Origin of the sequence: Micromonospora palomenae, assembly GCF_007829925.1 — a bacterium.
GTDB lineage: Bacteria > Actinomycetota > Actinomycetes > Mycobacteriales > Micromonosporaceae > Micromonospora > Micromonospora purpureochromogenes.
Window position 1 is genome coordinate 1322347 of the sequence record NZ_VIXA01000002.1, and the last position, 26097, is coordinate 1348443.

A 26097-nucleotide genomic window follows, 5' to 3' on the forward strand; every position below is an offset into this window, starting at 1 on the left:
CCTCCACCTTCGGATGCCTCCGCACTGCCAGATCGGGCACATGGGAGGATCCGCATGGAACTGACCAACGAGTGAGGAGTACCCGTGGCCGAGGCTGTCTACGCCACCTTGCACACCAACGCTGGCCCGATCCGGCTGGAGCTCTTCCCCAACCACGCTCCGAAGACGGTCCGCAACTTCGTCGACCTGGCGGAGGGCAACAAGGAATACACCGACCCGCGCACGGGTCAGCCGGGCAGCGGGCCGTACTACGACGGCACCATCTCGCACCGGGTGATCAGCGGCTTCATGGTCCAGATGGGCGACCCGACCGGCACCGGCCGTGGTGGCCCGGGTTACAAGTTCGGTGACGAGTTCCACCCGGAGCTGCGCTTCGACCGGCCGTACCTGCTGGCGATGGCGAACGCCGGGCCGGGCACCAACGGCTCGCAGTTCTTCATCACGGTGTCGCCGACCCCGCACCTCAACAACCGGCACACCATCTTCGGCCAGGTCGCCGACGAGCAGTCGGCGAAGGTCGTGGACGCGATCGCGAACACCCCGACCGGTCCGAGCGACCGGCCGCTGCAGGACGTCGTGATCGAGCGGGTCGAGATCGAGCGCACCTCGGCCTGATCGCCCTGGCGAGGTACCTTTGCACGCATGACTGAACGCCCCGGGCCGGCCGGCGACGCCACCGGCGGGCCGGTGCCGACCACTCCGGTCTGCTACCGCCACTCCGACCGGGAGACGTACGTCCGCTGCACCCGCTGCGACCGGCCGATCTGTCCGGAGTGCATGCGGGAGGCCTCCGTCGGCCACCAGTGCCCGGAGTGCGTGAACGAGGGACGCCGCAGCGTGCGGCCGGCGCGCACCGCCTTCGGTGGCGGTGCCGCCGGCCGCCGCGGCCTCGTCACCCGCACCCTGATCGCGTTGAACGTGCTGGCCATGGTGCTGTCGATCCTCAGCGACCGGGGCGGTGACGCGATGGTCGGCGGCTCCGGCCTGGGCGGGCTGCTCGGCGGGGGCACCCCGCTGACCGAGTGGGGCGCGGTGCTGAGCTACGCCTCCTACGTCCCGTTCGGGGAGCCGCACGGCGTGGCGGCCGGCGAGTGGTACCGCCTGGTCACCGCGATGTTCCTGCACTACGGCCTGGTGCACCTGCTGCTGAACATGTGGGCGCTCTGGGTGCTCGGCCGGGACCTGGAGGCCCTGCTCGGGCCGCTGCGTTTCCTCGGGCTCTACCTGGTCGCCGGCCTCGGCGGCAACGTCGCGGCCTATCTGTTCAGCGAACCGAACGCGGCGTCGGCCGGCGCGTCCACCGCGATCTTCGGGCTCTTCGCCGCGGTCTTCGTGATCATGCGGCGGCTGGGCCGGGACACCTCGGCGATCGTGCCGATCCTGGTGATCAACCTGATCTTCACCTTCACCGTGCCGAACATCTCCATCCCGGGCCACATCGGCGGCCTGCTCACCGGCGCGGCGATGGGTCTGGTGCTGGCGTACGCGCCGCGCATGCGCCGGTCGGTCTTCCAGGCCGCCGGTACGGCGGTCATCCTGGTGGCGCTGCTCGGCCTGGTGCTCGTCCGCACCGCGATGCTGACCGGCTGAGCCGCTGCCCGATGCTCATCGGCTGAGCCGCTGCTCAGTGGCGGGCGGCGGCCCGGACCGACCGGAGCGTCCCGGCCACCTCGTCGGGCGGGGCGCCCAGGTCGTACCGGCCGAAGAGGTGCAGCGACTCCCCGGCGTCGATCTCCAGGGTCTCGGTGGAGAGCCCGAGGCGGGACCGCCGATCCACCGTGATCGCCTCGACGGCCGGCCAGGGCAGGTGCCGCCGGCCGGCGTACCCGTGGATTACGGTGACCCCGGCCGGGTCGGCGGCGAGGCGGACCGGGGCGAGCAGGTCGCGCAGCGCCCAGCCGACCAGGCCGACGGCGACCGCGACGGTCAGCACCGCCTGGACCCGGTCCCCGTCGGAGAGCAGCAGGCCGAGCGCGACCAGCAGCACCGCGCCGACCAGCTTCACCACCGGCAGGGCCGGCGGCACCCGCCACTGGTGGGATGGGGACGATGGAGGCTGCACGGGTCCAGCATGCCAGCCGGACGCGGCCACTGTCGGGGGCGGACGACACCGGCTCCCGGAGGACGTAGTATCGACGGCAGCCAGGTTACCGGGGAGTAGATATGAGTGACGCAGTCATTGTCGGCGCGGTACGCACCCCGGTGGGGCGGCGCAAGGGCAGCCTGTCCGCCGTGCACCCGGTCGACCTCTCGGCGCACGTGCTGCGCGCGCTCGCCGAGCGCACCGGCATCGAGCCCGGCCAGGTCGACGACGTGGTCTGGGGTTGCGTGTCCCAGGTCGGCGAGCAGTCCTGGAACATCGCCCGCAACGGCGTGCTCGCCGCCGGCTGGCCCGAGTCGGTCCCCGGCACCACCGTCGACCGGCAGTGCGGGTCCAGCCAGCAGGCGCTGCATTTCGCCGCCGCGGCGGTCGCCTCCGGCCAGGCCGATCTGGTGGTCGCCGGTGGCGTCGAGTCGATGACCCGGGTGCCGATGGGCTCCAGCGTGGCCGGCGGGATTCCGTTCAGCGACCAGCTCCGCGACCGCTACCGGGGCGTCGAGGGCTTCGCCCAGGACGAGCCGCTGCCGTTCAACCAGGGCGTGGGCGCCGAGCTGATCGCCGCGCGCTGGCGCTTCTCCCGTACCCAGCTCGACGAGTTCGCGCTGGCCAGCCACGAGAAGGCGGCCGCCGCGCAGGACGCCGGCGCGTTCGACCCCGAGCTGGCCCCGGTGGCGCTGGCCGACGGCGGCAAGTTCGCCGCCGACGAGGGCATCCGCCGGGACACCTCACTGGAGAAGCTCGGCGAGCTGAAGACCCCGTTCCGCGCCGACGGCGTGGTCACCGCCGGGTCCGCGTCGCAGATCTCCGACGGCGCGGCCGCGCTCGCCGTCACCACCAGCGAGTGGGCCAGCCGGCACGGCCTGCGACCGCTGGCCCGCATCCACACCGCAGTGGTCGCCGCCGACGACCCGGTCACCATGCTCACCGCGCCGATCCCGGCCACCGCGAAGGCGCTGCGCCGCGCGGGGCTGGGCATCGAGGAGATCGGCGTGTACGAGGTGAACGAGGCGTTCGCCCCGGTGCCGCTGGCCTGGCTGGCCGAGACCGAGGCGGACCCGGACCGGCTCAACCCGCGCGGTGGCGCGATCGCCCTCGGCCACCCGCTCGGCGCCAGCGGCGCCCGGATCATGACCACCATGCTCCAGCACATGCGCGACAACGGCATCCGGTACGGCCTGCAGACCATGTGCGAGGGCGGCGGCATGGCCAACGCCACCATCGTCGAGCTGCTCTGACGGACACGACCACGACGGGTCGTCGCCGGGGCGGGCGGAATACGCGTGACTCCGCCACCGGCGACGGCCTAGATTGCGCGGCGTGACCGAGACCTCGACGCCGCGGACCGACTGGGCCGACCCGCACTGGCAGGCGACCGCCCTGGAGTGGGTGGCCGACCGGCTCGGCCGGAGCGGTCGTCGGGTGACCGGCCCGGTCGAACCCCGGGTGCGGCCCTGGTCGCTGGTCTGGCGGGTGCCCACCGACAGCGGGGACGTCTGGTTCAAGGCCAACAACCCGGGCACCGGGCACGAGGCCGGGCTCCTGGCCGAGCTGGCCCGGCTCACCCCGGACCGGGTGCTGCACCCGATCGCCGTGGACACCGGGCGCGGCTGGTCCCTGCTGCCCGACGGCGGCCCGAGCCTGCGGGACACGCTCGCCGCCGAGCCGGACCTGTCCCGCTGGGAGCGGCTGCTGCCCGGGTACGCGGCCCTCCAGCTCACCGTCGCGCCGCACGCGCAGCGGCTGCTCGCCCTCGGGGTGCCCGACCACCGGCCGGCGGGGCTGCCGGAACGGTTCGAGGTGCTGCTGGACGACGAGGAGGCGCTGCTGCTCGGCGCGGAGAACGGGATGGACCCGGAACTGCACCAGCGGCTGCGGGCGTACCGGGGGGAGTTCGAGGCGCTCTGCGGGCGGCTGGCGGACTTCGGGATGCCGGCGAGCATCCAGCACGACGACCTGCACGACGGCAACGTCTTCGTCGCCGCCGACGGGTACCGCTTCTTCGACTGGGGGGACGCCTCCGTCGCCCACCCCTTCGGCACGCTGCTGGTGACGCTGCGCTCCGTGGCGTACGCCGGCGAACTGTCCGCTGACGACCCGGCGCTGCTGCGGCTGCGCGACGCGTACCTGGAGGCGTGGACCGACCGGTACGACCGGGCCGCGCTGCGCGAGGCCGCCGAGCTGGCGATGCGGGTGACCACGGTCAGCCGGGCGCTGTCCTGGCAGCGCGCTCTCGTCACCCCCGACCCGGCCCGCGCCGAGTACGCCGAGGCGGTGCCCGGCTGGCTCGGGGAGCTGTTCGCCCCGCTGCCGGTCTGACCGTCCGCTGCCCGGCGCGCGGATCTGATCTCCCGGCAGGCTCCGAAATGGACGCCGACGGGGTGGACAGCACGCCCGTGTGCCAGGCAGGATTCCCCCGGTCGGTGTTGAGCGCGTGTCCACGCCCGCTCCGCCGTCCGACGACCTTCACCAGAACGGGGAATCCGTGACGATCACCTCCATTCCGTCGGGTCTGCGTCGGGCCGCCCGCCGGGTGCTCACCACCGCCGTGGCCGGGATGCTTCTCGCGACCGCGGCGGTCGCCGCACCGAGCGAGCCGGCGCAGGCCGCCGGCTACACCGGACCGCACCCGGGCACCTTCACCGGGCTGGGCTTCGACGCCTGCACCGCGCCGTCGGACGCCCAGATGACCGCCTGGCTGCAGTCGCCGTACCGAGCGGTCGGCGTCTACATCGGCGGGGTCAACCGGGGCTGCGCCCAGCCCAACCTGACCCGGGAGTGGGTGGCGAGCCAGCAGGCGAAGGGCTGGCGGCTCTTCCCGCTCTACGTCGGCCTCCAGGCGCCCTGCACGACCTACCTGCGGCGGATCGACCCGGCGCAGGCGGCGGCCCAGGGTCGGGCGGCGGCCGACGACGCGGCGACGAACGCCCGCAACCTCGGCATCGTCCTGCAGAGCACCATCATCCTGGACATCGAGTACTACAACGCGGGCGACGCCGCCTGCTCGGCCGCGGTGCTCTCGTTCAGCAGCGCGTGGAGCGCCCGCCTGCACGACCACGGCTACCTCTCCGGTCTCTACACCAGCAGCGGCGGGGGCGGTCTCCAGGACCACGTGGCCGCCTACGGGAAGCCGGGACACGTGTCTCCCGACCTGCTGGACTTCGCCAACTGGGACGGCGTGAAGACGGTGGCTGAGCCCATTATCCCGGCGACGTACTGGGTGAAGCGGCGGATGAAGCAGTACCAGGGCGACCACGACGAGACGTGGGGCGGCGTCACGATCAACATCGACAGCAACTACCTCGACCTGGAGCTGCCGCCGACGCGGTACCGGTCCGCTGTGGTGAGGCCGACCCGCTGACCCGAGCCCTTCCAGCCACCCGACGACGGAGCGGACGCCGACCGGGGTGGACAGCCCGGCGGCGGCCGGGCAGGATCCCCCCGGTCGGTGCCGAGCGCGTGTCCACGCCCGCTCCGCCGTCCGACGACCCTCATCAGAACGGGGAACCCGTGACGATCACCTCCGCGCCGTCGGGTCTGCGGCGGGCCGCGCGCCGGCTGCTGACCGCCGCCGTGGCCGGGATGCTCCTCGCCACCGCCGGGGTCGCCGTCACCGACCGCCCGGCTCGGGCCGCCGGCTACACCGGGCCGCACCCGGGGAATTTCACCGGGCTGGGCTTCGACACCTGCGCCGCGCCCTCCGGCGCCCAGATGACGGCCTGGCTCCAGTCGCCGTACCGGGCGATCGGGATCTACATCGGTGGGGTCAACCGGGGTTGCGCGCAGGCGAACCTCACCAAGGAGTGGGTGGCCAACCAGCAGGCCAAGGGCTGGCGGTTCTTCCCGCTCTACGTCGGCCTCCAGGCGCCGTGCTCGACGTACCAGCGGCGGATCGACCCGGCGCAGGCGGCGGCGCAGGGGCGGGCGGCGGCCGACGACGCGGTGACCAAGGCCCGGGGCCTCGGCCTCCCGGTGCAGAGCACGATCATCCTGGACATGGAGCGCTACCCCGCGGGCGACGCCGCCTGCTCGACCGCGGTCCTGAAGTTCAGCAGCGCGTGGACCGCCCGCCTGCACGACCACGGCTACCTGTCCGGCCTCTACACCAACACCCGGTCCGCCGGTCTCCAGGACCACGTCGGCGCCTACGCCCAGCCCGGTCACATCCGACCGGACGTGGTGGACTTCGCCAACTGGGACGGCGTGCAGACGACGTCGGACCCGACCATCCCGGCGAACTACTGGGTGCCGAAGCGGCGGATGAAGCAGTACCAGGGCGACCACCACGAGACCTGGGGCGGCGTCCGGCTCAACATCGACAGCAACTACCTCGACCTCGAGGTGCCGATGACCCGGTACCGGTCGGCGACGGTGACGCCGACCCGGCCCAGTTCCCGCGCCGCCGGGTTCGGTCCGTTCCGTACGACCCGCTCGACCCGCTGACCCGAGCCGTTCTCGCGTTTGTCGCTCCGATGACGGACAGGCGGTGCGACAGGGGGTCGTGGAACTTCCAAAAGTCGGCAGTGACCCACATCACCCCAGGTCAAGGCTCGTTGGGCAGGTCATGGACGTCTTCTCCCGAACGTTCCTCCCGGCCGCCGCCGAGACCGGCCTGGCGGTCCAGACCGTGAGCCGGCACATGCCGATCTTCCGGCAGTGCGTGGGCTCCGGCGACGCCACCATCCTGGTCGCCCGGTGCGGTCGCCCCGACCGGCCGGTGGCCGGCGAATACCTTCTCCTGCTCACCCACCGCCGGATGGTGGTCACCCAGCAGACCCGGGTGCTGCACCGGCTCCGCCTGCACCTCAACACCGAGCTGCGCGAGCTGAGCAACGTCACCTGGAGCCCGGACCCGCGCTCGCAGTCGGTCGACCTGGCCGCCACCGCGATCGACGGCGTCCGCGAGCGGTTCGTGATCCACACCCAGCACCCGAAGCAGGTGTGGCAGCTCGACACGCTGCTCAACCACGCGTTCCGTACCCGGCTGCGCACGCCGAAGGAGCGGGTCGTCGCCACCATCGGCGAGGCGCCCGCCACCGCCGGTGGTCCGGCGCTGCGGCCCGTACCGGCCCGCTGACCGCATCCTTACCTGACCCGAACACAGCCGTACGTCGCCGGTGACCGCCGGTCGGTCATCATGGGCCGGTGACCGTCGACGCCCCGCAGCGCGGACTCGTCCTCGTGGTGGAGGACGAGCCGGCCATCGCCGACCTGGTCCGGCTCTACCTGGCCCGGGACGGCTTCGGCGTACACCTGGAACGGGACGGCACGGCCGGCCTGGCCGCCGCCCGCCGGCTGCGCCCGGTGGCCTGCGTACTCGACATCACGCTGCCCGGCCTGGCCGGCACGGAGATCTGCCGCCGGCTGCGCGAGGCCGGCGACTGGACGCCCGTCATCTTCCTCACCGCCCGCGACGACGAGGTCGACCGGATCGTCGGGCTGGAACTCGGCGCGGACGACTACGTCACCAAGCCGTTCAGTCCCCGCGAACTCGTCGCCCGGGTCCGCGCGGTGCTGCGCCGCACGGCCGGCGCGCCCGAGGGGGTGGAGCGCGCCCGGACGGTCGGCGCGGTCACCCTCGACCCGGCCCGCCGCACGGTCACCGCCGGCGGCGCCCCGGTCCAGCTCACGTCCACCGAGTTCGACCTGCTCGCTCACCTGATGGCTCGACCGGGTCGGGTCTTCACCCGGGAGGAGCTGCTGGCCGGGGTCTGGGGGTACGCGGCGCACGCCGGCACCCGCACCGTCGACGTGCACGTGGCGCAGGTCCGGGCCAAGCTCGGCGGGGCCAGTGTGATCCGCACCCACCGCGGCGTCGGGTACGCGGCCGATGGCTGACCCCGGCCGACCGCGCCCCGACCGGCCGCACGAGCCCACCGTCGCGCTGCCGGTGCTCGGGCCCCGGCCCGCACCCGCGCCCCGGCGTCGCCGGCTCACCGACACCCTCACCGCTCGCGCGGTCCTGGTCACCTGCGCGGTGGCGCTGGTCTCCGTGCTGGTCACCGCCCTGGTCGCGGTCCCCCTCGCGGTACGCGGCGCCGAGCGCCGCGACCAGGCGGCGCTCGCCGCGCAGGCCCGCCTCGCCGCCGACGTGCTGCGGGTACGCCCGGTGCGGCAGCGGGACGCCGCGAGCGACCGGCTGATCCGCCAGCTCCGCCAGCAGGAGATCGAGGTGTACGTCGTGCGCGCCGGCACGGCCGACCGCCCCGGGCTGCCCCGGCAGGTGGTGAACCGGATCTCCGCCGGCAAGGACGTCTCCGGTCGGCGGCTGGTCGACGGCCGGCGTGCCCTGGTGGAGGGGCGGGCCCTGCCCGACGGGGACGGCGTGGTGCTGACCCGCGCCACGACCAGCGGCCCCTGGCGGGAAGTGCTGCGCAGTCTCTGGCTGCCGCTGCTCGCCGGGCTCGCCGCCGGGGTCGCCGCCGGACTGCTCCTCGCCCGCCGGCTGGCCCGGCCGATCCGGCACGCCGCCGACGCCGCCGCCCGGCTGCGCGCCGGCGACCGGGCGGTACGCGTACCGGTGGAGCCGCCGGACGAGGTGGCCGACCTGGCGTACGCGCTGAACGGGCTGGCCGCCGCGCTGGCCACCAGCGAGGGACGGCAACGGGAGTTCCTGCTCTCCGTCTCGCACGAGCTGCGCACCCCGTTGACCGCGATCCGGGGCTGGGCCGAGGCGCTGGCCGACGGGGTGATCGACGCGGACGAGGCGCCGGGCACCGGGCGGACCATGCTCGCCGAGGCGGAGCACCTGGACCGGCTGGTCAGCGACCTGCTGGCGCTGGCCCGGCTGGAGGCGGCGGACTTCCCGCTGGAACCGGTCCCGGTCGACCTCACCCGGTTGGCCGTCGACGCCGAGCGCACCTGGTCGGACCGGTGCGCGGCGGTCGGGGTGCCGTTCCGGCTGGAGGCGCCGGAGACGCCGGTGCCCGCGTACACCGATCCGGGACGCATCCGGCAGGTGGTGGACGGGCTGCTGGAGAACGCGCTGCGGGTCGTACCCCCGGGGGCGCCGGTGGTGCTCGCGGTCCGGCCGGCGGGCGCGGACCCGGCGGCCGGCGGGGTGGTGGAGGTCCGCGACGGCGGGCCCGGCTTCACCGACGACGACCTGGCGGTGGCCTTCGAGCGCGGGGCGCTGCACGAGCGCTACCGGGGGGTGCGCAAGGTGGGCAGCGGACTCGGGCTGGCGCTCGCCGCCGGCCTGGTCCGCCGGCTGGGCGGGGAGATCGCCGCCGGGCACGCCGCCGAGGGCGGGGCGGCGTTCACCGTCCGGCTGCCCGCCCATCCTTACCTGACCCGAACATCGGCCTGACGCGGCGCCCATCGGGCCGCGCGACGCTGGAAGCACCACGGACGAGAGGGAGTGTCATGGCACGTCAGGGATTTGCCGTCGCCACCACGTCGCTGCTCGCGGCGGTCGCGCTGGGCCTCACCGGCTGCGGCCCGGCCCAGGTCGCCGACGGTACGGCGCAGCAGGCCGCGGTCGACGTCGCCGCGGCGATGGGCGTGGAGGGACAGGCGCTCGCCGCCATGGGCTTCGACCCGACCGAGCTGGAGCTGGTGGCCGCTCCCGCGCCGTCGGCCTCCGGATCGGCCGAGCCGGAGGCCGGCCCGAAGGGCAAGCGCGGTGAGCGGGCCGAGGAGTGGCGCAAGCGTCGCCAGGCCCGGGTGCTGCTGCGGAAGAACACCCTGCACGGCGAGGCCGTCGTGCAGACCAAGGACGGCGGCACCAAGACCGTCGTGGTGCAGCGCGGCGAGGTCACCGCGGTCGACGGTGACTCGGTGACCGTCAAGTCCACCGACGGCTTCACCCTGACCTGGACCTTCGGCGACAAGCTCCGGGTGATCGAGCGGCGGACGACGATCCAGTCGAGCGACGTCAAGGTCGGCACGAGGATCGGGGTCGCCGGCGCCAAGGACGGCGACGCCACCGTCGCCCGCCTGATCGTGGTGCCGTTCAAGCAGCAGTAGTCCGGGCAGACCCGGGACGGAGCCGGCGCGGACCACCGCGCCGGCTCCGCGGTCAGTAGACCCGGGACCCGATGAAGTCGTCGTGCCCGTACCCGACGGGGTTGGCGAACGACCGGGACTCGAAGGACCACTGCTGCCGGCTGCTGGTGGAGCAGCCGGCCAGCCGCAGCCGCGGGGTGCCCAGCCACGGGTTGTCGAACGCCACGCAGAGGTTGGTCGCGCCGGCCGGCTTGAGCTGGTTGCCGGCGAAGACGAACTTCTGGTTGGCACCACCGTGGCAGTCGTGGATGTTGACCGCCGTGCCGGCGGTCAGCGAGCCGCCCGCCACGTCCAGGCAGCGGTCGTGCGACAGCTCCGAGTGCAGCGACTGGCGGGCCGAGTCGTACCAGAAGCCCTGGTTACGGCCGCCGTGGCAGGCGTACGACTGCTGGACGGTGCCGTTGCGCGAGTCGTACCCCCTGCCGTCCACGCAGGTGCCGGTGGCGGCGTTGCGCAGCTGCTTGAACTCCAGCAGCCCGGGCCGGAGCACGCCCGTGCCGGTGCTGGCCGGGTCGACGCAGGTGGCCCGCTGGAGGCCTGCGTTCCAGAACTGGGTGATGCACTGGGCGAACATGCCGTGCCCGCGGATGTTGGGGTGGAACGACTGCCGGGCGGCGTTCTCGTCCCAGATCCCCACCTCGATGTAGAGGCCGCGGACCGAGGTGTTGTCGGTGCAGACCTCGTGGCCGTGGAAGAGCCGGCTGGCGTCGAGGTAGCGGGTGCCGGTGTTGGTGGCCGCCGCCCGCAGCGCCGACTCGAACAGCGGCACCGCCTTGTTCCGCGCGAACGCGGCGTCGGCCAGGTAGAGCAGGCAGCCGCCCGCGTACCACCCGGGGAAGTTCGGGTTGTCCTCCACGTCCGGGCTGCCCGGGCTGGGGTACGACATCAGCACCAGCTCGTAGTCCGACCCCAGGTAGCCGGCGTCGGTCATGGTCCGCCGGATGTCGGTGAGCGCGTCCTCGACGGCCCGCCGGCTGCCGTCGGTGCGGATGGTCCACTGGTCGGTGTAGGTCGGGTAGCAGGGGCCTTGGAAGAAGACCCGGCGGATGGTGCAGTCGGTGGCCACCGGACCGAACTGGATCGTGCCGTCGCCGTTCGCGCCGACCACCACCCAGATCAGCCTGACGTGCGTGTTGCGCGCCTTGATGGCCAGGTAGTCGCCCTGGTTGAGCTCGTTGTGCTGGGTGGGCCCGCCCCGGATCAGGTTCCACGGGGTGGCTCCGGAGCAGGCGATGTTGTACTTCTCGTCGGCGGCTATGCCGGTGCGGAACACCGCCTGGTCGTAGGAGCGGTCGCACCAGTTGCCGTTCTGGTGGGTGCCGGGCACGTAGTTGCCCACACCCTCGCCGGAGATCTCGCTGTCGCCCATGGTGACCAGGGCGGTGCGGCGCTGCTCCAGCGGGCGGATCGCCGGTGCGCCGTAGAGCGCGGTGGCCTCGGCGGCGCGGATCGCTTCGAGGTTCGTCGGGAGTGGCTGGACGGTCGGGCGGTCGGCGGCGGCTGCGGGGGAGGCCGGCCCGAGGAGCAGGGGCAGGACGAGCGCGGCGGCGGAGACGACGGTCAGTGCCCGTCGGATCCCCGGTGCGCGCCTGGTGGGGGTGCCAAGCATCGACGCACTCCTTTCGGCTCGATCGTGGGATGTCGATCGAGTTACCGGACGGTAACGCGCGGGATGCACGGATGTGAATATGTCTCGGAAAGGTTTCCGCCATCTGCGCGGCGGGTGCCGCCTGCTCCCCCTTTGCGGCGGGTCGGGGATTCCCGGCCGTCGGACAGCCCGACACGCCGCACAGCGGCACGGGGGGGTGGGCGGGACGCGGTGGTGGGGCGGTCAGCGGCCGGGCGGCAGGGCGTAGCCGACGTAGTCGCGGAACTCCAGCGTCCAGCCCGCCGGCACCAGCTTGGCGCACGCCGTACGGCTGCCGGTGCAGACGATCGCGTCCATCGAGGCCGGGTCGGCCGGCGGCCGCTCCGGCAGCACCGACTGCAACGCCATCAGCTCCGGCGAGCGGCCCGCCTCGTCGCGGAGCAGCAGCCACCAGGGGTACTCCCAGTTGTCGTTCTGCTGCACCAGGCCGATCCGGCGGGCGTCGCTCGCCCGTACCGCCGCCGCGGCCCAGCGGAACTCCTCGGCCCACTGCGGCCGGCGCAGGAAGCGGGTGTCCCACTCGGAGGTGGTGAAGACCGAGCCGGCGCCGACCAACCGGCGCGGGAAGCCGTACGACAGGGCCAGCACGCCGGCCAGCGCGGAGGCGGCCAGCATGCTCACCACCAGCCCGGCCGCCACCGACCGACGCCCAGGCCCGAGCCGGCGCCGCAGCAGCGCGTCCAGCCAGAGCCCGGCCAGCGGCACGGCGGCCACCAGCGCGTAGAGCAGCAGCCGGTTCCCCCAGGGCTGCCACTTGATCGTCGCGGTGTGCAGCCCGACGGCCACCACCACCGCGACCGCGTACGCCCGCAGGGCCGCCGGCCCGGTCGGGGTGATCCGGGCCGGCCGGGCCAGCGCGAACACCGCCCCCAGCAGCGCCAGCGTGCCGGCCAGCGGGAACGCCACCCGGTCCTCGTCCGGGTACCAGGCCGGCACCGGGAACACCTCCCGCCCGAAGGTGATCGCGCGGTCCTGCGGGTCGACGCCGATCGCCCGCGAGCCGTCCTTGATCGCCCCGGCCGTGCCGGCGCGCAGCGGCGCGAGCGGGGTGTCGAACGCGGTGTGGCCGATCCGCAGCGCGTTGACCAGGATCGACGCCGGGTCGTGCCGTTCCATCGGGATGGACTCGCGGAGCCGGGGCGGGCCGAGCGGGTGGCCGAACTCGGCGGTCACCCGGGCCAGGAACGGGCCCACCACCGCCGCGGCCACCAGCAGCACCAGCAGCGATCCGGCGACCGTCCGCACCACCCCGGCGGCGCCACGACCCTGCCCGGCAGACCCCGCACCGGCTGGCGCCGAGGCCGTCGGCGTCGAGCCCGCCAGGCCCGATCCCGCCGGCACCGGGCTGGTCGACGGCGAGCGCGCGCCGCCCGTCGCCGAACCTGGACCCACCTCCGCCGACGCCGGGCGGAACGCCAGCCGGAGCTGGGCGACTCCCCAGAGCACCAGCAGCGGCCCGACCGCGAGCAGGCCGCTGGTCTTGGTCAGCGCGGTCAGGCCGGTGGCCGCGCCGAGCGCCAGCAGGCTCCCGATGTCCGCGCGCCGGCGCAGCCCGTCCAGCGCCAGCGTCCCGGCGCAGCCGGCCCAGGCGGCGGCCACCAGGTCGGTCTGGGTGCTGGTCGCCTGGAGCGCCACCATCGGCGTGGTGGCCAGCAGGAACGCGGTGAGCAGCTGGGCCCGCCGCCCGCCGCCGAGCTGCGCGACGACCCGGGTCGCCACCACCAGGCAGCCCAGCGCGGCGGCCCACTGCACCAGGTTGTGCAGCGCGTCGCCGCCGGTCAGCAGGCGCAGGTGCAGCAGCAGGTACTCCGCGCCCGGCGGAATGGTCACCTGCCGGTGGATCGCGGTGGGCCAGAAGTCCAGGCTGCCCTGGGCGACCCAGTGCTCCACCTTCGGCAGGTGGTAGGTCTGCGAGTCGAAGTTGTTGGGCTCGGCCAGCAACGCGACGAGCAGTTCCACCAGCACCAGCGCGCCGACCGTGCCGGCCAGCAGCCGCTCGCCCCGGCTCGCCGTACCCCGGAAGTGGGCCAGCCGGGCCCGGACGCCGGCCAGGGCCGACGCGAGGCCGCCCGGCGCGGACGCCGGGGGCGGGGCGGCGTCGGACGGGCCGGCGGGGGAGACGGGTGTGGCGGTCGGGCCGGTGCCGGTCGCCGGGGCGCCGGTCGCCGCCCCGACGAGCGTCCCGGCCCGGGCGGCGGGCGCCACCGCGGCGGACGCCACCGCCGCGCGGCGCTGCCACGGGCGGGCCGCCGCCACGGTGGCGGCGACGAAGAGCAGCCAGGCCGCGGCGACGGCCGGCAGGGTGAGTGCGCTCAGCGCGCCCAGCAGTTCCACGGTGAGTACGGCGAAGACGCCGGTCAGCAGCGCGGCGCGGACCACGGCCAGGCGCAGCGGGGCGACCGCGTCCGGGCGGCGGGTCCACAGCACCGAGGTGAGCACCACGAACGCGGCGACGGGCGCCACTACGACCATCCAGCCGGCTGCCGACATGGGCGAGAGTTAACACCATGTTCCTGAAGGGTGGGTGCCCCCTGGCCGTGGTGGCGGCCTCCCTGGCGCTGAGCAGCCACGCTAGGCTAGGGCCGACTTACTGTCGCCACCGTGGAGATCCCCGTGAAGCTCTCGATCCTCATGCCGGTCTACAACGAGGAAGAACGCATCGCGGATGCCCTCAAGCAGGCATTGGCGGTCGATTACCCGTGCGAGATCGAGCTGGTCGTGGTCGACGACGGCAGCCGGGACGGCACCGGTGAGATCCTCGGCCGGGCCGACGACGCCCGACTGCGGGTCATCACCCACCAGCGCAACGCGGGCAAGGGCGCGGCCATCAAGACGGCCGTGGACAGCGCCGAGGGTGAATACATGGTCATCCTCGACGCCGACCTGGAGTACGACCCGCAGGACATCCCGCGCCTGCTCGACCCGGTCCTCGACGGCCGTGCCACGGTGGTCTACGGCAATCGCACCTTCGGCAGCCACAGCGCCTACAGCTTCTGGTACGTGATGGGCAACAAGGGCGTCACGATGGCCGCCAACGTGCTGTTCAACTCCTACATCGGCGACCTGGAGACCTGCTTCAAGCTGATGCCGGTCGAGCTCTACCGCTCCCTCGACGTCCGGTCCCGCGGCTTCGGCATGGAGGCGGAGGTGACCGGCAAGCTGCTGCGCCGCCGCATCCGCCCGTACGAGGTGCCGATCAGCTACCGGGCGCGCGGTCGCGAGGAGGGCAAGAAGATCACCTGGAAGGACGGCGTCGAGGCGCTCTGGATCCTCGGCCGGGAGCGCACCCGCCGCCGTCCCGCCGGCTCAGCCCCGCGCTGACGCCGTCCGCAGGAAACCGTCGACCGACCGGCGCAGGCCGGCGGCGTCCAGCCCGTGCCAGCGGGTGTGGTCCTCCGCCGTGCCGTAGCGCCGCAGGTCCGACCGGCCCACGCCGAGGCTGAGCAGCCGGTGCGGGCGGTCGGCCAGCGCCTCCGACACCACCCGGGCCGAGGTGCCGGCCAGGTAGGGCTCGACCAGGATCACCTCCGTGCCGGCCAGCTCCCGCAGGCCGGCGGTGTCGAACGGCCGCGGCCGGTGGGTGTAGGCCACCGTCACCGGCAGGTCGGTCACCGCCGCGAGCGCCGCGTCCAGCACCGGCCCGACGGCCACCAGCAGCGCCGCGCCCGGCCCGGCGTCCCGCAGCACCCGCAGCGAGCCGTCCCCGCCGTACGGGCGGCTGTTGCGCTGCGTCGACAGCCGCAGGTACGCCGAGCCCTGCCCGCACACCACGTCGCGCAGCAGCCCCGGCACCTCGTCCGGGTGGCCGGGCACGTGCACGGTCCAGCCGTTCAGCGTGTCGAGCAGGCTGACGTCCGCCGGGCTGAGGTGCGTCCGGCCCGCCGCCGCCCGGTCGTACGACGCCCCGACGCTGACCAGCACCGCGCCCACCCCCTGGTGGTCGAGGTCCAGCTTGATCTGCTCGTACGCCCGCTCGACGAGGAACGGGGCGTAGCTGTGCACGATCGGGCGTTGCCCGGTCAGCGCCAGGCCGCCGGCCACCCCCATCATCAACTGCTCCCGGATCCCGACGTTGAGCACCCGGTCGGGATACCGGCGGGCGGCCGGGGCGAACGCGGCGGCCGAGATGTCCGCCAGCACGATGGTGGTACGCGGATCCGCCAGCAGTTCGGTCGCGCTGGCGACGAAGGTTTCCCGCATGCTCTCATTCCCCGTTCTCGACGACCGCGACGACGACGTGCGGCCGGTGCTTGTCGTGCCCGGTGAGGGCGACGTGCAGGGCGTCGTGGTCGCGTCCGTCGACGGTGGCGGCGGCCCACCCGTTGACGGTGAACCGGCTGGCCACCCCGCCCGGCCAGCCGTGGCTGGCGGAGCGGTTGTCCAACACGATCGCGGTCAGGTTGGCCAGCCCGGTCGCTCCGGCGTACGCGATCGCCTCGTGGTTGGAGCCCTCGTCCAGTTCGGCGTCGCCGAGCAGGACGTACACCCGGGGGTCGGTGCGACCCTGGGCGCGCAGCCCCAGCGCGGTGCCCACGCCCAGCCCGAGGCCGTGGCCGAGTGAGCCGGAGCCGATCTCCACGCCCGGCACCAGCAGCCGGTCCGGGTGGTCGCCGAGGCGGCTGTCCGGGCCGCCCTGATCGTCGAGCCAGTCGGCCGGGACGAAGCCCTTCGCGGCGAGCACCGCGTAGTAGCCGGCGACGGCGTGCCCCTTGGAGAGCAGGAAGCGGTCCCGTTCCGGGTCGTCCACGGTCTGCGGGGTGATCCGCAGGATCCGGTCGTACAGCACCCAGAGCACGTCGACGGTCGAGTAGACGTTGGGGCCGAACTCGCGGCCGGCGCGCAGCCGCTCCAGCGGTGCGGCGACCGGACCCGGTACGGGTGGGGCGGTGGCGGTCGTGGTGGTCATGCGGCTAGCCTGCAAGTTGAAGTCAACTTCAACTCAAGGCGACTGATGCACGAATCACTCACCATCGGGCAGCTTTCCACCCGCAGCGGCGTGGCCCCGTCCGCGCTGCGCTACTACGAACGGCTCGGCCTGATCCGCGCCGAACGCACCGGCGGCAACCAGCGCCGGTACCCGCGCACGGAGCTGCGCCGGGTGGCGTTCGTCCGGATCGCCCAGCAGGTCGGCATCTCGCTGGAGGAGATCCGCGAGGCGCTCGACTCGCTGCCCGCCTCCCGTAACCCGACCCCCGACGACTGGGCCGCCCTGTCCCGGGTCTGGCGGGAGCGGCTGGACGAGAAGATCCGACTGCTCGGCAAGCTCCGCGACGACCTGGACGGCTGCATCGGCTGCGGCTGCCTGTCGTTGCAGCGCTGCAGCCTCTACAACCCGGGCGACTCGCTCGCCGGCGAGGGGCCCGGCGCCCGGCTGGTGCTGCCCCGAACGGGAAACGGTGCCGTCACGGCGTCGTGAGCAGCACCTTGCCCACGTGGTCGTTCGACTCGACCAGCCGGTGCGCCTGCGCCGCCTCGGTCATCGGCAGCCGCCGGTCCACGATCGGCCGGATCGTGCCGGCCTCCACCAGCGGCCAGACCTGCTCCCGGACGCCCCGCACGATCTCCGCCTTGTCGTCCAGCGGGCGGGAGCGCAGCGCGGTCGCGGCCACCGAGGCCCGCTTGGCCAGCAGCGCACCCAGGTCCAGCTCGGCCTTGCGGCCGCCCTGCATGCCGATCACCACCAGCCGACCGCCGTCGGCCAGCGCCGCCACGTTCCGGCTCAGGTAGGAGGCACCCATGATGTCGAGGATGACGTCCGCGCCGCGACCGTCGGTGGCCCGGCGGACCTCCTCGACGAAGTCCTGCTCCCGGTAGTCGATCGTGTGCGCGGCGCCCAGCTCCCGCAGCCGGTCGTGCTTGGCCGCGCGGGCGGTCACCGCCACGGTCGCGCCGAGCGCCACCCCGAGCTGGACGGCGAAGGTGCCGATCCCGCTGCCACCGCCGTGCACCAGCAGCGTCTCGCCCTTGCCGAGCCGGGCCAGCCGCACCACGTTCGACCAGACCGTGCAGGCCACCTCCGGCAGCGCCGCCGCGTCGACCAGGTCCACACCGGCCGGCACCGGCAGCAGCTGCCCGGCCGGCACGGCCACCCGCTCCGCGTACCCGCCGCCGGCCAGCAGCGCGCAGACCTCCTGGCCGACCTCCCACCCGGTCACGCCGGCGCCGACTGCGCCGACCACCCCCGAGCACTCCAGCCCCGGGTACGCGGGCGCGCCCGGCGGCGGCGGGTAGTGCCCCTGCCGTTGCAGCAGGTCGGCCCGGTTCACCGCGCTGGCCCGCACGTCGACCACCACCTCCCCCGGGCCGGGCTCCGGGTCGGGCACCTCCGCCCAGACGAGTGCCTCGGGTCCACCGGGTTCCGGAATCGTGATCGCGTGCATGGCCCAGTCTTACCCGATCCGCCCCTCGGTCCACGCCCGGCCCAGGATCTCGTCCACCGTCTGCGCCGGGGTCTGCTCCGAGGTGTCCAGCCAGAGCCCGATCCGCGGCGTGTCGGCCCGGAACCCGGCGTCGAAGTCGACCACCGGCCAGTCGCCGTACCCCGTCTTGGGTCGCGCCTGCTCGCGGGCGGCGACCACCTCGGGTCGCGGGGCGAGCACCACCACCAGCAGCGGCCGGTGCCGGATCCGGTCGACCATCGCCGGCAGCTCCGGCCCGACGACCACGTCCTGGAGTACGACGGTGAAGCCGGCTTCGACGTACCCGTCGGCGGTCTGCGCGGCGAGGTCGTAGCGGAGCCGGAGCTGACGCCACGCCTCCTCGGAGAGCTCGGCGGTCATCTCCGCCCGACCGTTGACCACCATCCGCCGGAAGAGGTCACCACGTACATGCACCGAGCGGGGCAGGCGTCGGGCCAGCTCCTCGGCCACTGTGGACTTGCCGGCCGCCATGATCCCGGTGATCAGCACGATCGTCGGTGTGTCCCACATCAGGGCATCCTCGCAATAGGGGTGGGAGGCCGGTTCCGGCGTGCGGCGTCCGTGGCAAACTAGGCACCGGCCGTACACCCGAGGGTGACGGTCCGGGAGGGTTCGCCTAGTGGCCGATGGCGCTGGTCTTGAAAACCGGTAGGGCGGCAACGTCCTCGTGGGTTCGAATCCCACACCCTCCGCCCCGAACAGCCAACATGCCCTCTGACCAGCGCAAACGCCGGTCAGGGGCGGATTGTTCGCTGCTGTTGTTGACTGGCGGTACCACCGGGGCCCGATCAGGCTTGGTCGAGGTGACCGGCGGGATAGCTCTCATTGCGGCCGCCAACGCCCGTGTCGTCGGCCACGGGTCGACCGTCCGGCACCGGGCGAGCCATTCGGGGATCGCCGAAGTACGAGGAGCTCATGGCCCGCTGGATCGGCGGGGCCAGCCCCGGGTCGATCTCCACCGCCATCTCGTCCACCGGGAAGGGTGGGCGCGGCGTCGTCCGCTGGTAGCTAGCCCACTGGTTGATCTGCTCGTAGGCGCGGCGGACCAGATCCAGGTAGCCGGCACGGATGTTGATGGGCCGCCCGATGGCCTGTGCGGCGGCGAGCTTCGCCGTCGCCTCGGCGGTCGGGACGTACGTGTAGACCGTGCACTCGTCCGGCTTCCCCGCCCAGGTCACCGACTTGCTGACCTCTCGGCGCTCGTAGTTTCGCTCCCTCACGTCGAGCAGGGAGAGGTCCTGGCGGGAGACCGGGAAGACCGAACCGTTGCATCCCGCCACCGCGCGGCTCTCCTCGATACCCAGCACCACCGTCACCCCGGTGTACTCACTGCCGTCGGCGAGCCGGAACGTCCGCTCCGGATGTGATCCTTTGTCGGAGGCGACGTTCCACGACCGCCGCCACCCGGCCAGGATCGCGTAGTTGAATCTCGCCCGATCCACGTCGTGCCCCAGCGTCAACTCCACCGATTCGGGGCTGACCAGCGAGCCGTAGCCGAACACGTAGATCTCGCCGTTGCCGTCGAAGTTGGGCCACCCGGACCACGTCTTCGGCGGGGTCTGGTAGTCGGTGCCGATCTCCTGGAAGTGGCCCAAAAGCAGATCCTCGCTCGCCCTGTACTCCCGGGCGCTGAAGAAGTTGTTCCCCGTGGCGAGCATGATGCCCGAGGCGAGCAGCAGGAAGGACACCCGGCGCTTGTCCACCGCCTCGTCCCGGCCGGGAAGGCAGATCATCGTGCCTTCGCTGGTCTCCTGCGCGGTCAGTCCGTCGCCGAGGGCGGCGGTGATGGTGAAGGGCACGCCGCTTCGGGCGTACGGCCAGGAGGCTTCGGGCTCCTCCCGGTCCCCGTCGCCTGTGCGTACGTGCAGCTCCATGTTGCTGACCGTGCCGGGTGAGCCGGTCGAGCGGACCCGCGCGATCACCTGGATGCTGATCCGGCTGAGAGTGGACGTGGTGCCGTTGTAGAAGCGGAAGCACAGCACGGGCGGCCTGTTCGGCCGTGGCTCCAGCGACACCGTTTCGCGCCAGACCAGGGGATCCTGCTGGAACAATTTGAACACGAAGGCACCCAGCAGAAAGATCGGAAAGAGGATGCCGAGTAAGGACGCGATCCCGCCGAACAGGTAGTAGGCCGGGGATTCTCCGTCCGCGAGGAGGATCTCCCCGGGGGAGAAGATCGTGGCGAGCGCCCTGCGGAAGGCTGCCCCGAAATTCACCCCCTTCGCACTGACCATCGCGAGCGTGACTGCCAGGAGCGATGCCGCGAACAGGCAGGCCAGCGCGTACACCGCGACGATGGCGGGGAGTCGGAGGCGACCGACCCGGACCGCAAGGGAAGTCCGGATCCGCGGATGGACCCGGTACCTGTGCAATCTCATGTGGCGGATGGTATCGGCCCACTTCAAACACGAATTGATCTCGAATCAAGCATTGCGGGCCAAATCCCATTCGATGAAAAAGGCGCGAATGGCCACCGTGTGGAATTCCCACGCACACGTTTGTGTCATGGAAGGGGCCGGTGTCGTTGATCCGGTTGCACCCGTCCCCCCGGTCGAACACGGCTGACAGGTAGGCGTTCGCGAGTCGGAGCGGAGCGGCGGCGCTCAAGGCGAGCGACGTCGCGCGCGTGCGGGGCATGGCTGGCTCGACCCGATCGAGCATGATTGTCGCCGTGCGCTACTTGATCTCTCACCCCGACGCAGTGGCCGAGCTTGGCGCTCTGGACGTCGCGCTGTACGACGGCACTCAACCCGTCCCGGAAGATCTGGACGATGTCGAGTTCTATGCGGTTCCGTACGGGATCATCGATCCGCGCTTCTGCGAGCCGATCGCCCGGATGCCCCGGCTCAAAGTGGTGCAGACCGTGACCGCCGGCTACGACCATGTCCTGCCGTACCTGCGGCCCGGCCTGACGCTGGCCAACGGCCGGGGCGTGCACGACGCGGCCACCGCCGAGCTGGCCGTGGCGCTCACCCTCGCCGCCCGGCGCCGGCTGCCGGACTTCGTCCGGGCGGGGGGCGAGGGCCGCTGGGCCTCGGGTTGGTCGGCCGGGCTGGCTGACGCCCGGGTGCTGATCGTCGGGTACGGCTCGATCGGCGCCGCGATCGAGCGCCGGCTCGCCGGGTTCGAGGTGGAGATCAGCCGGGTGGCACGCAGCGCCCGCCCCGGCGTACGGCCGGTTTCCGAACTTCCGGAGCTGTTGCCGCGAGCGGATGTCGTCATCCTGGCCACGCCGCTGACCCCGGAGACCGAGGGCCTGGTGAACAAGGATTTCCTCGCCGGGATGGCCGACGGCGCCCTGCTGGTGAACGTGTCACGGGGGCGGGTGGTGGACACCGAGGCGCTGCTCGCCGAGCTCAGCGCGGGCCGGCTGCACGCCGCCCTGGACGTCACCGAGCCCGAGCCGCTGCCCGCCGACCACCCGCTGTGGTCCGCACCGAACGTCCTGATCAGTCCGCACGTCGGCGGCCTGACCGCCGCGTTGGCGCCCCGGGCCCGCCGGCTGGTGGTCGACCAGGTCCGGCGGTACGCGGCGGGCGAGCCGCTCGCGAACGTCGTTGTCGGGCCGTAACCCTCCGCCTCACGTCTCGTCGCCGCTCACTCCGGGCTGCCGAGCCACGCGACCGAGTCCGGCGTCGGCACTGACTTCGTCGCCAGGACGCCGTCCAACGCGTCGAGCAGCCTGGCGAGCCCGCTTCGTGTCCGAGGGAAGCGGCGGGCCGAGACCAGGATGATCCCCGCGTGCGGCATCTGCGGGGCGAGCCGGGCGAAGTCGCGGACGTTCTCGGTGACCACGCAGCGCTGGTGTCGGGTCGCCCAGGCGAGCGCGTCCTCGTCGGACCGCGACGACAGGCCCACCTCCAGATCCAGTGCCGCCAGTACGTCGTGCCCGCGTTCCCGGAGCTGCCGCGCGAGCGCCGGCGGGTACATCTCGTCGAGCAGGAGCGCGGTCATGCGCCACGGCGCTTCAGCAGGCTCTGCTCGGCCTGCCGCAGGCGTTCCTCCCGCTCGGCGGCCTCGTGGTTGGCGCGGATGAGCTGGTCGATCTCGGTGGAGTAGGTGGCGTAGTAGCGCAGCGCCGTCGCGATCTGCTCCCGACCGAGCCCGGTGACCTCCGTCAGCTCCGCCGCCAACTCCTCGCCCTCGAGCTCGGGTGCCTCCGCCCGCACCGCGTGCAGGGCGCCGATCACCTCCCAGACGTCCGGGCCCCCGTTCAGCGCCGCCCGCCGGCCCGCCGGGCCGGACCGGAAGATCACGCCGGGATTTTCGTACGTGCGGAGCGACTCGTCGACGAACATGTTGGCCACCGAGGAGGACGAGGAGCCGGGGTGTTCCCGGACGTACCGGTCGAGGCGGGCCAGCACCGCCTCGTCGAAGCGCACCGAGCGGGGACTACTCATGACTACAGTGTAGTCGCCGGTTGCCGTGCGCGGAGGGATCCGGACGTGGCGTCGCTTTCGGTTCGTTCCAGCGCGGCGGCGGGGTAAGAAGGGCGGAGGACATCACGCGCACCGGAAGGACCCCCGATGACCCTGGAACGACCGATCGCCCCGGACCCGTACGAGCTGCTGCCGACCGTGTCGTCGTTCAACCTGACCAGTGACGACGTGCGCAACGGCGAGCCGATGGACGCGCGGTACGCGCACGGCAGCGCCGGCGGCGAGAACGTCTCCCCGCACCTGGCCTGGTCGGACTTCCCGGCCGAGACGAAGAGCTTCGTGGTGACCTGCTTCGACCCGGACGCCCCGACCGGCAGCGGCTTCTGGCACTGGGTGCTGGTGAACCTGCCGGCGTCGGTGACCGAGCTGCCCACCGGGGCGAAGGAGGCCGACCTCGGCGGCGCGTTCAGCGTCCGCAACGACTACGGCGACACCGGCTACGGCGGCGCCGCCCCGCCGCCCGGGGACCGCCCGCACCGGTACGTCTTCGCGGTGCACGCGCTGGACGTCGAGCGCCTCGACGTCGGCCCCACCGCCAGCCCCGCCTACGTCGGCTTCAACCTGGCCTTCCACACCCTGGCCCGGGCGGTCATCCGCCCGACGTACCAGATCAAGGAGTGACCCGCGCGGGCCTGAGACCGCACATGGTGGCCTCCCCCGACCGGTGGGAGGCCACCACCGTCCGCGGTCCCGGCCGGCGCGCCGAGGTCGGGCGGCGTCCCGGTGGGACGGGTCAGGCGGGGACGCGGGCGACGGCAAAGACGGACTGGCCGAACGGGGGGCGGATCCGCTGCTCGGCGGCCTTGGTGGCCGGCAGCACCAGGGTGTCGTAGACCTTGACCATCGGGCCCTCCTTCGGCATCAGCCGGAAGACCTTGGTGGCCATGAAGTACCCGATCAGGCCGAGCGCGTTGGCGTAGTGCATGGTCTCGACCGTCAGCCCGGCCTCGGTCATGGCCGCGGCCAGGGTCTTCTTCGTGTAGCGGCGCACGTGCCCGGTGGCGATGTCGGCCGGGCTCATCGCGAACTGGAAGGCCGGCACGATGATGATCACCGCGCCGCCGGGCCGGACCAGGTCGCGCATGCTGCGCAGCGCGCCGACGTGGTCCTCGATGTGCTCCAGCACGTTGTACGAGACGGCCGCGCTGTAGTCGCCGCGCTCGGGGTGCGGCAGCAGCATCTGCCGTACCTCGATGGTGGGCTCCTCGGCCAGCCGCTCCTTGAGCTGCACCAGCCGGTCCGGGTCGGCCTCGGTGGCGGTGAAGCGGGGGACGTGCCGCGACCACTCGAGCGCGTAGTCGCCGAGGCCGCTGCCGATCTCGATGGGGTTGTCGCCGAGGTGGGGCACGGCCAGCTCGACGAACCAGCTCCGGTGGTTGACCGCCGTCGCGAGGCCCTCCAGGACCTCGGACTGGACGCGCTGATCCCCAGTGATTTCTGCCATGCGTCGATTCCTCACGATATGACTCGACCCGCGCCTGGACCGACAGAGTGAATCATCCGCGTCAGCGGCGGAGGAAACGGGGCACCGTGGTGGCCGAAATGCGGTCGGGTTTGGGCACGTGATCGGGGGTCGGCGAACCCGGCACATAGTACGCAGTCCTCCGAAACATGTCACGTCACCGCCATAAGCCAACTACGCTCCGAATTGTCATGACTACTCCCGATTCGGACCCCGAGGCCGAACGACCCGGCGTCGGGGATGCCGAGGTCGGCGACGACCACGGCGTACGGTGGCGGGAGGGCTGGCGGCGGGACGTCGCCGCGGTGCTCAGCTTCGTGCTGCTGGCACTCTGGGTGACCCTGCGACTCTGGACGCGCCCCGGCAGCGGGCTGCGGGACAACCGGTCCGACCAGTCGCAGTTCGAGTGGATGATGGCCCACGGCGCCCGGGTCGTGACCGAATTCGCCTACCCGTTCGCTTCCGACCGGATGAACGTGCCCGACGGCGTGAACCTGATGGCCAATACCTCCGTATTGTCCATTTCAATACCAATGACGCCGGTCACCGTCCTCTTCGGGCCGCAGTGGTCATTTCTGCTCTTTCTCACCCTGGGAATGGCCGCCACCGGGACCGCCTGGTACTTCTTCCTCTCCCGGGTGGTGACCCGGTCGCGGGGGCCGGCGTGGCTGGGCGCCGCGTTCTGCGCGTTCGCCCCGGCGATGGTGTCGCACGCCAACGCCCACCCGAACATCGTGTCGCAGTTCGTCGTCCCGCTGATCGCCTGGCGGACCCTGCGGCTCGCCGAGCCCGGCCGGTGGCTGCGCAACGGCCTCCTGCTCGGCCTGCTGATCGTCTGGCAGGCCTTTCTCAACCTCGAGATCCTGTTGATGACCGCGATCGCGCTGGGCGTGGTGGTGGCGGCGGTCGCCATCGGCCGGCCCGAGCTGCGCCGCGGCACGCGCACCTTCCTGGCCGGGCTCGGGGTCGCCGCCGTCCTGTCCGCCGTGCTGCTGGCGTACCCGCTCTACGTGCAGCTCTTCGGCCCCGGCTCGTACCACGGGCTGTCCCGGCTGATCCGGGGCTACCGCACCGACCTGGCCGCCTTCGTGGCGTACTCGCGCGAGTCGCTGGCCGGTGACGCCCGCTCCGCCAGGCCGCTGGCCAAGAACGCGACCGAGGAGAACGCCTTCTTCGGCTGGCCGCTGGTGGTCCTCACCGTCGCCCTGGTCTGGTGGCTGCGGCGCAGCGCACTGGTGCTCGGCCTGGCGGTCCTCGCCGTGCTCTTCGCGGTGCTCTCGCTCGGCCGGGAGATCCAGCTCAACGGCCGGGACACCGGCGTGCCCGCCCCATGGGCGCTGCTGGAGGACCTGCCGCTGCTGCACTCCGTGGTGCCCACCCGCTGGTCGCTGGCGGTCACGCCGGTCGTCGGGGTGCTGCTCGCGCTCGGTGCGGAACACGCCCGCCAACTGGCCCGCCGGTATCCGGGCACGCGGACGCAGATCCGGTTCGCCACCGTCACCGTCCTGGTCATGGCCCTGCTGCCGAACGTGCCCACCCCGCTGCCCGTCACCCGGCTCGACCCGACCCCGGCATTCGTCACCTCCGGCGCGTGGCGCCCGTACGTCGCCGGCGGACGCAGCATCGTCACCCTGCCGCTGCCCGACAACACCTACGCGGACCCGTTGCGCTGGTCGTCCCGGACCCGGCTGGAGATGCCGATCGCCCGCGGCTACTTCCTCGCGCCGGACACCCGGCCGTCGGCGCCCGAGCCGGACGTCGCCCTCTTCACCGCGCCGTTCCGCCGGACCAGCAACTACTTCGGTCACGTCGCCCGGACCGGGGTGATCCCGCCGATCACCCGGCAGGACCGGGCCGCGGCGGTGGACGACCTGCGCTACTGGCGGGCCGGGGCGGTGGTCCTCGGCACGCACCGCAACGCCGACGCCCTGCGCTGGGCGATGACCGAGCTGACCGGGATCACCCCCACCTTCACCGGCGGGGTGTGGCTCTGGGACGTCCGGCCGCTGACGGGGTAGGCGCGG

Annotated in this window: 26 protein-coding genes and 1 tRNA gene; 16 read left to right on the forward strand and 11 right to left on the reverse strand. The window is 73.0% G+C overall.

Annotation, left to right across the window (positions count from 1 at the left end; all coding sequences use genetic code 11):
• Positions 1 to 84: 84 nt before the first annotated feature.
• Together FHX75_RS17320 and FHX75_RS17325 are read left to right on the forward strand one after the other, a co-directional pair.
• Positions 85 to 615, forward strand: coding sequence for a peptidylprolyl isomerase (locus tag FHX75_RS17320; RefSeq protein ID WP_154941204.1), 531 nt, complete (start codon positions 85 to 87; stop codon positions 613 to 615).
• A gap of 27 nt (positions 616 to 642) precedes the next feature.
• A complete protein-coding gene (locus FHX75_RS17325) occupies positions 643 to 1590 on the forward strand; it encodes a rhomboid family intramembrane serine protease (RefSeq protein ID WP_154941205.1) in 948 nt (315 codons plus the stop codon).
• 34 nt (positions 1591 to 1624) lie between these two features.
• On the opposite strand, the gene FHX75_RS17330 is transcribed toward FHX75_RS17325, so the two are convergent.
• Positions 1625 to 2062: a PH domain-containing protein gene (locus FHX75_RS17330; protein WP_154941206.1), complete on the reverse strand. Its 438-nt coding sequence runs from the start codon at positions 2060 to 2062 to the stop codon at positions 1625 to 1627.
• 101 nt (positions 2063 to 2163) lie between these two features.
• Here FHX75_RS17330 and FHX75_RS17335 point away from each other — a divergent pair, with 101 nt between their 5' ends.
• The 8 genes from FHX75_RS17335 (at position 2164) to FHX75_RS17370 (ending at position 10066) form a co-directional block, all read left to right on the forward strand.
• The gene (locus tag FHX75_RS17335) at positions 2164 to 3336 is read left to right on the forward strand and encodes a thiolase family protein (protein ID WP_154941207.1); all 1173 of its coding nucleotides are present in this window, start codon (positions 2164 to 2166) and stop codon (positions 3334 to 3336) included.
• 82 nt (positions 3337 to 3418) lie between these two features.
• Positions 3419 to 4417, forward strand: a complete 999-nt coding sequence (locus FHX75_RS17340; RefSeq protein WP_154941208.1) for a phosphotransferase family protein — start codon at positions 3419 to 3421, stop codon at positions 4415 to 4417.
• A 166-nt stretch (positions 4418 to 4583) separates the two neighbouring features.
• Positions 4584 to 5459: a DUF1906 domain-containing protein gene (locus tag FHX75_RS17345; protein ID WP_246158142.1), complete on the forward strand. Its 876-nt coding sequence runs from the start codon at positions 4584 to 4586 to the stop codon at positions 5457 to 5459.
• A 149-nt stretch (positions 5460 to 5608) separates the two neighbouring features.
• Entirely contained in the window at positions 5609 to 6541 is a 933-nt protein-coding gene (locus FHX75_RS17350) for a DUF1906 domain-containing protein (protein WP_154941209.1), read from the forward strand.
• 121 nt (positions 6542 to 6662) lie between these two features.
• Positions 6663 to 7175 (forward strand): hypothetical protein, encoded by a 513-nt coding sequence (locus FHX75_RS17355; protein WP_154941210.1) that lies wholly within the window; start codon positions 6663 to 6665, stop codon positions 7173 to 7175.
• A gap of 68 nt (positions 7176 to 7243) precedes the next feature.
• The gene (locus tag FHX75_RS17360) at positions 7244 to 7936 is read left to right on the forward strand and encodes a response regulator transcription factor (protein ID WP_154941211.1); all 693 of its coding nucleotides are present in this window, start codon (positions 7244 to 7246) and stop codon (positions 7934 to 7936) included.
• Entirely contained in the window at positions 7929 to 9407 is a 1479-nt protein-coding gene (locus tag FHX75_RS17365) for a sensor histidine kinase (RefSeq protein ID WP_154941212.1), read from the forward strand. The genes FHX75_RS17360 and FHX75_RS17365 overlap by 8 nt, the downstream gene beginning before the upstream one ends.
• A gap of 56 nt (positions 9408 to 9463) precedes the next feature.
• Positions 9464 to 10066, forward strand: coding sequence for a hypothetical protein (locus FHX75_RS17370; RefSeq protein WP_154941213.1), 603 nt, complete (start codon positions 9464 to 9466; stop codon positions 10064 to 10066).
• A 52-nt stretch (positions 10067 to 10118) separates the two neighbouring features.
• On the opposite strand, the gene FHX75_RS17375 is transcribed toward FHX75_RS17370, so the two are convergent.
• Both FHX75_RS17375 and FHX75_RS17380 read right to left on the reverse strand, forming a co-directional pair.
• Positions 10119 to 11714 carry a ricin-type beta-trefoil lectin domain protein gene (locus FHX75_RS17375; protein WP_154941214.1) on the reverse strand — a complete coding sequence of 532 codons (1596 nt, stop codon included), beginning with the start codon at positions 11712 to 11714 and terminating at the stop codon, positions 10119 to 10121.
• A gap of 222 nt (positions 11715 to 11936) precedes the next feature.
• Positions 11937 to 14243, reverse strand: coding sequence for a hypothetical protein (locus tag FHX75_RS17380; protein ID WP_246158145.1), 2307 nt, complete (start codon positions 14241 to 14243; stop codon positions 11937 to 11939).
• Between the two features lie 123 nt (positions 14244 to 14366).
• Here FHX75_RS17380 and FHX75_RS17385 point away from each other — a divergent pair, with 123 nt between their 5' ends.
• Positions 14367 to 15074: a glycosyltransferase family 2 protein gene (locus FHX75_RS17385; RefSeq protein ID WP_154942013.1), complete on the forward strand. Its 708-nt coding sequence runs from the start codon at positions 14367 to 14369 to the stop codon at positions 15072 to 15074.
• On the opposite strand, the gene FHX75_RS17390 is transcribed toward FHX75_RS17385, so the two are convergent.
• Both FHX75_RS17390 and FHX75_RS17395 read right to left on the reverse strand, forming a co-directional pair.
• Complete coding sequence (locus FHX75_RS17390) at positions 15060 to 15953, reverse strand: transketolase family protein (RefSeq protein WP_154941215.1); 894 nt, start codon at positions 15951 to 15953, stop codon at positions 15060 to 15062. The genes FHX75_RS17385 and FHX75_RS17390 overlap by 15 nt on opposite strands.
• A 4-nt stretch (positions 15954 to 15957) precedes the next feature.
• Positions 15958 to 16659 carry a transketolase gene (locus FHX75_RS17395; RefSeq protein WP_154941216.1) on the reverse strand — a complete coding sequence of 234 codons (702 nt, stop codon included), beginning with the start codon at positions 16657 to 16659 and terminating at the stop codon, positions 15958 to 15960.
• Between the two features lie 45 nt (positions 16660 to 16704).
• Between FHX75_RS17395 and soxR the strand changes: the two genes are divergently transcribed.
• On the forward strand, positions 16705 to 17169 hold the full coding sequence (gene soxR, locus FHX75_RS17400; protein ID WP_154941217.1) for a redox-sensitive transcriptional activator SoxR: 465 nt from the start codon (positions 16705 to 16707) through the stop codon (positions 17167 to 17169).
• Here the strand turns inward: soxR and FHX75_RS17405 are convergent.
• Both FHX75_RS17405 and FHX75_RS17410 read right to left on the reverse strand, forming a co-directional pair.
• On the reverse strand, positions 17156 to 18133 hold the full coding sequence (locus tag FHX75_RS17405) for an NAD(P)H-quinone oxidoreductase (protein ID WP_154941218.1): 978 nt from the start codon (positions 18131 to 18133) through the stop codon (positions 17156 to 17158). The two genes, soxR and FHX75_RS17405, sit on opposite strands and share 14 nt — an antisense overlap.
• A gap of 9 nt (positions 18134 to 18142) precedes the next feature.
• Positions 18143 to 18682 carry an AAA family ATPase gene (locus tag FHX75_RS17410; protein ID WP_154941219.1) on the reverse strand — a complete coding sequence of 180 codons (540 nt, stop codon included), beginning with the start codon at positions 18680 to 18682 and terminating at the stop codon, positions 18143 to 18145.
• Positions 18683 to 18777: 95 nt separating this feature from the next.
• Here FHX75_RS17410 and FHX75_RS17415 point away from each other — a divergent pair.
• Positions 18778 to 18864 (forward strand) — tRNA-Ser (locus FHX75_RS17415).
• Positions 18865 to 18960: 96 nt separating this feature from the next.
• Here FHX75_RS17415 and FHX75_RS17420 read toward each other — a convergent pair.
• Positions 18961 to 20460, reverse strand: coding sequence for a gamma-glutamylcyclotransferase family protein (locus FHX75_RS17420; RefSeq protein ID WP_170285388.1), 1500 nt, complete (start codon positions 20458 to 20460; stop codon positions 18961 to 18963).
• Between the two features lie 383 nt (positions 20461 to 20843).
• On the opposite strand from FHX75_RS17420, the gene FHX75_RS17425 reads away from it, so the two are divergent.
• Positions 20844 to 21743, forward strand: coding sequence for a 2-hydroxyacid dehydrogenase (locus FHX75_RS17425; protein WP_246158148.1), 900 nt, complete (start codon positions 20844 to 20846; stop codon positions 21741 to 21743).
• A gap of 26 nt (positions 21744 to 21769) precedes the next feature.
• Here the strand turns inward: FHX75_RS17425 and FHX75_RS17430 are convergent, their stop codons facing one another.
• Positions 21770 to 22126 carry a DUF5615 family PIN-like protein gene (locus tag FHX75_RS17430; RefSeq protein ID WP_170285389.1) on the reverse strand — a complete coding sequence of 119 codons (357 nt, stop codon included), beginning with the start codon at positions 22124 to 22126 and terminating at the stop codon, positions 21770 to 21772.
• Positions 22123 to 22572 carry a hypothetical protein gene (locus tag FHX75_RS17435; protein WP_154941222.1) on the reverse strand — a complete coding sequence of 150 codons (450 nt, stop codon included), beginning with the start codon at positions 22570 to 22572 and terminating at the stop codon, positions 22123 to 22125. Before FHX75_RS17435 ends, FHX75_RS17430 begins: the two co-directional genes overlap by 4 nt.
• Before the next feature lie 126 nt (positions 22573 to 22698).
• Here FHX75_RS17435 and FHX75_RS17440 point away from each other — a divergent pair, with 126 nt between their 5' ends.
• A complete protein-coding gene (locus FHX75_RS17440) occupies positions 22699 to 23232 on the forward strand; it encodes a YbhB/YbcL family Raf kinase inhibitor-like protein (RefSeq protein ID WP_154941223.1) in 534 nt (177 codons plus the stop codon).
• A 112-nt stretch (positions 23233 to 23344) separates the two neighbouring features.
• Here FHX75_RS17440 and FHX75_RS17445 read toward each other — a convergent pair whose 3' ends face one another.
• A complete protein-coding gene (locus FHX75_RS17445) occupies positions 23345 to 24055 on the reverse strand; it encodes a class I SAM-dependent methyltransferase (protein ID WP_154941224.1) in 711 nt (236 codons plus the stop codon).
• Positions 24056 to 24264: 209 nt separating this feature from the next.
• Here FHX75_RS17445 and FHX75_RS17450 point away from each other — a divergent pair, with 209 nt between their 5' ends.
• Positions 24265 to 26091, forward strand: a complete 1827-nt coding sequence (locus FHX75_RS17450; protein WP_246158151.1) for a DUF6311 domain-containing protein — start codon at positions 24265 to 24267, stop codon at positions 26089 to 26091.
• The last annotated feature ends 6 nt before the right edge of the window (positions 26092 to 26097 follow it).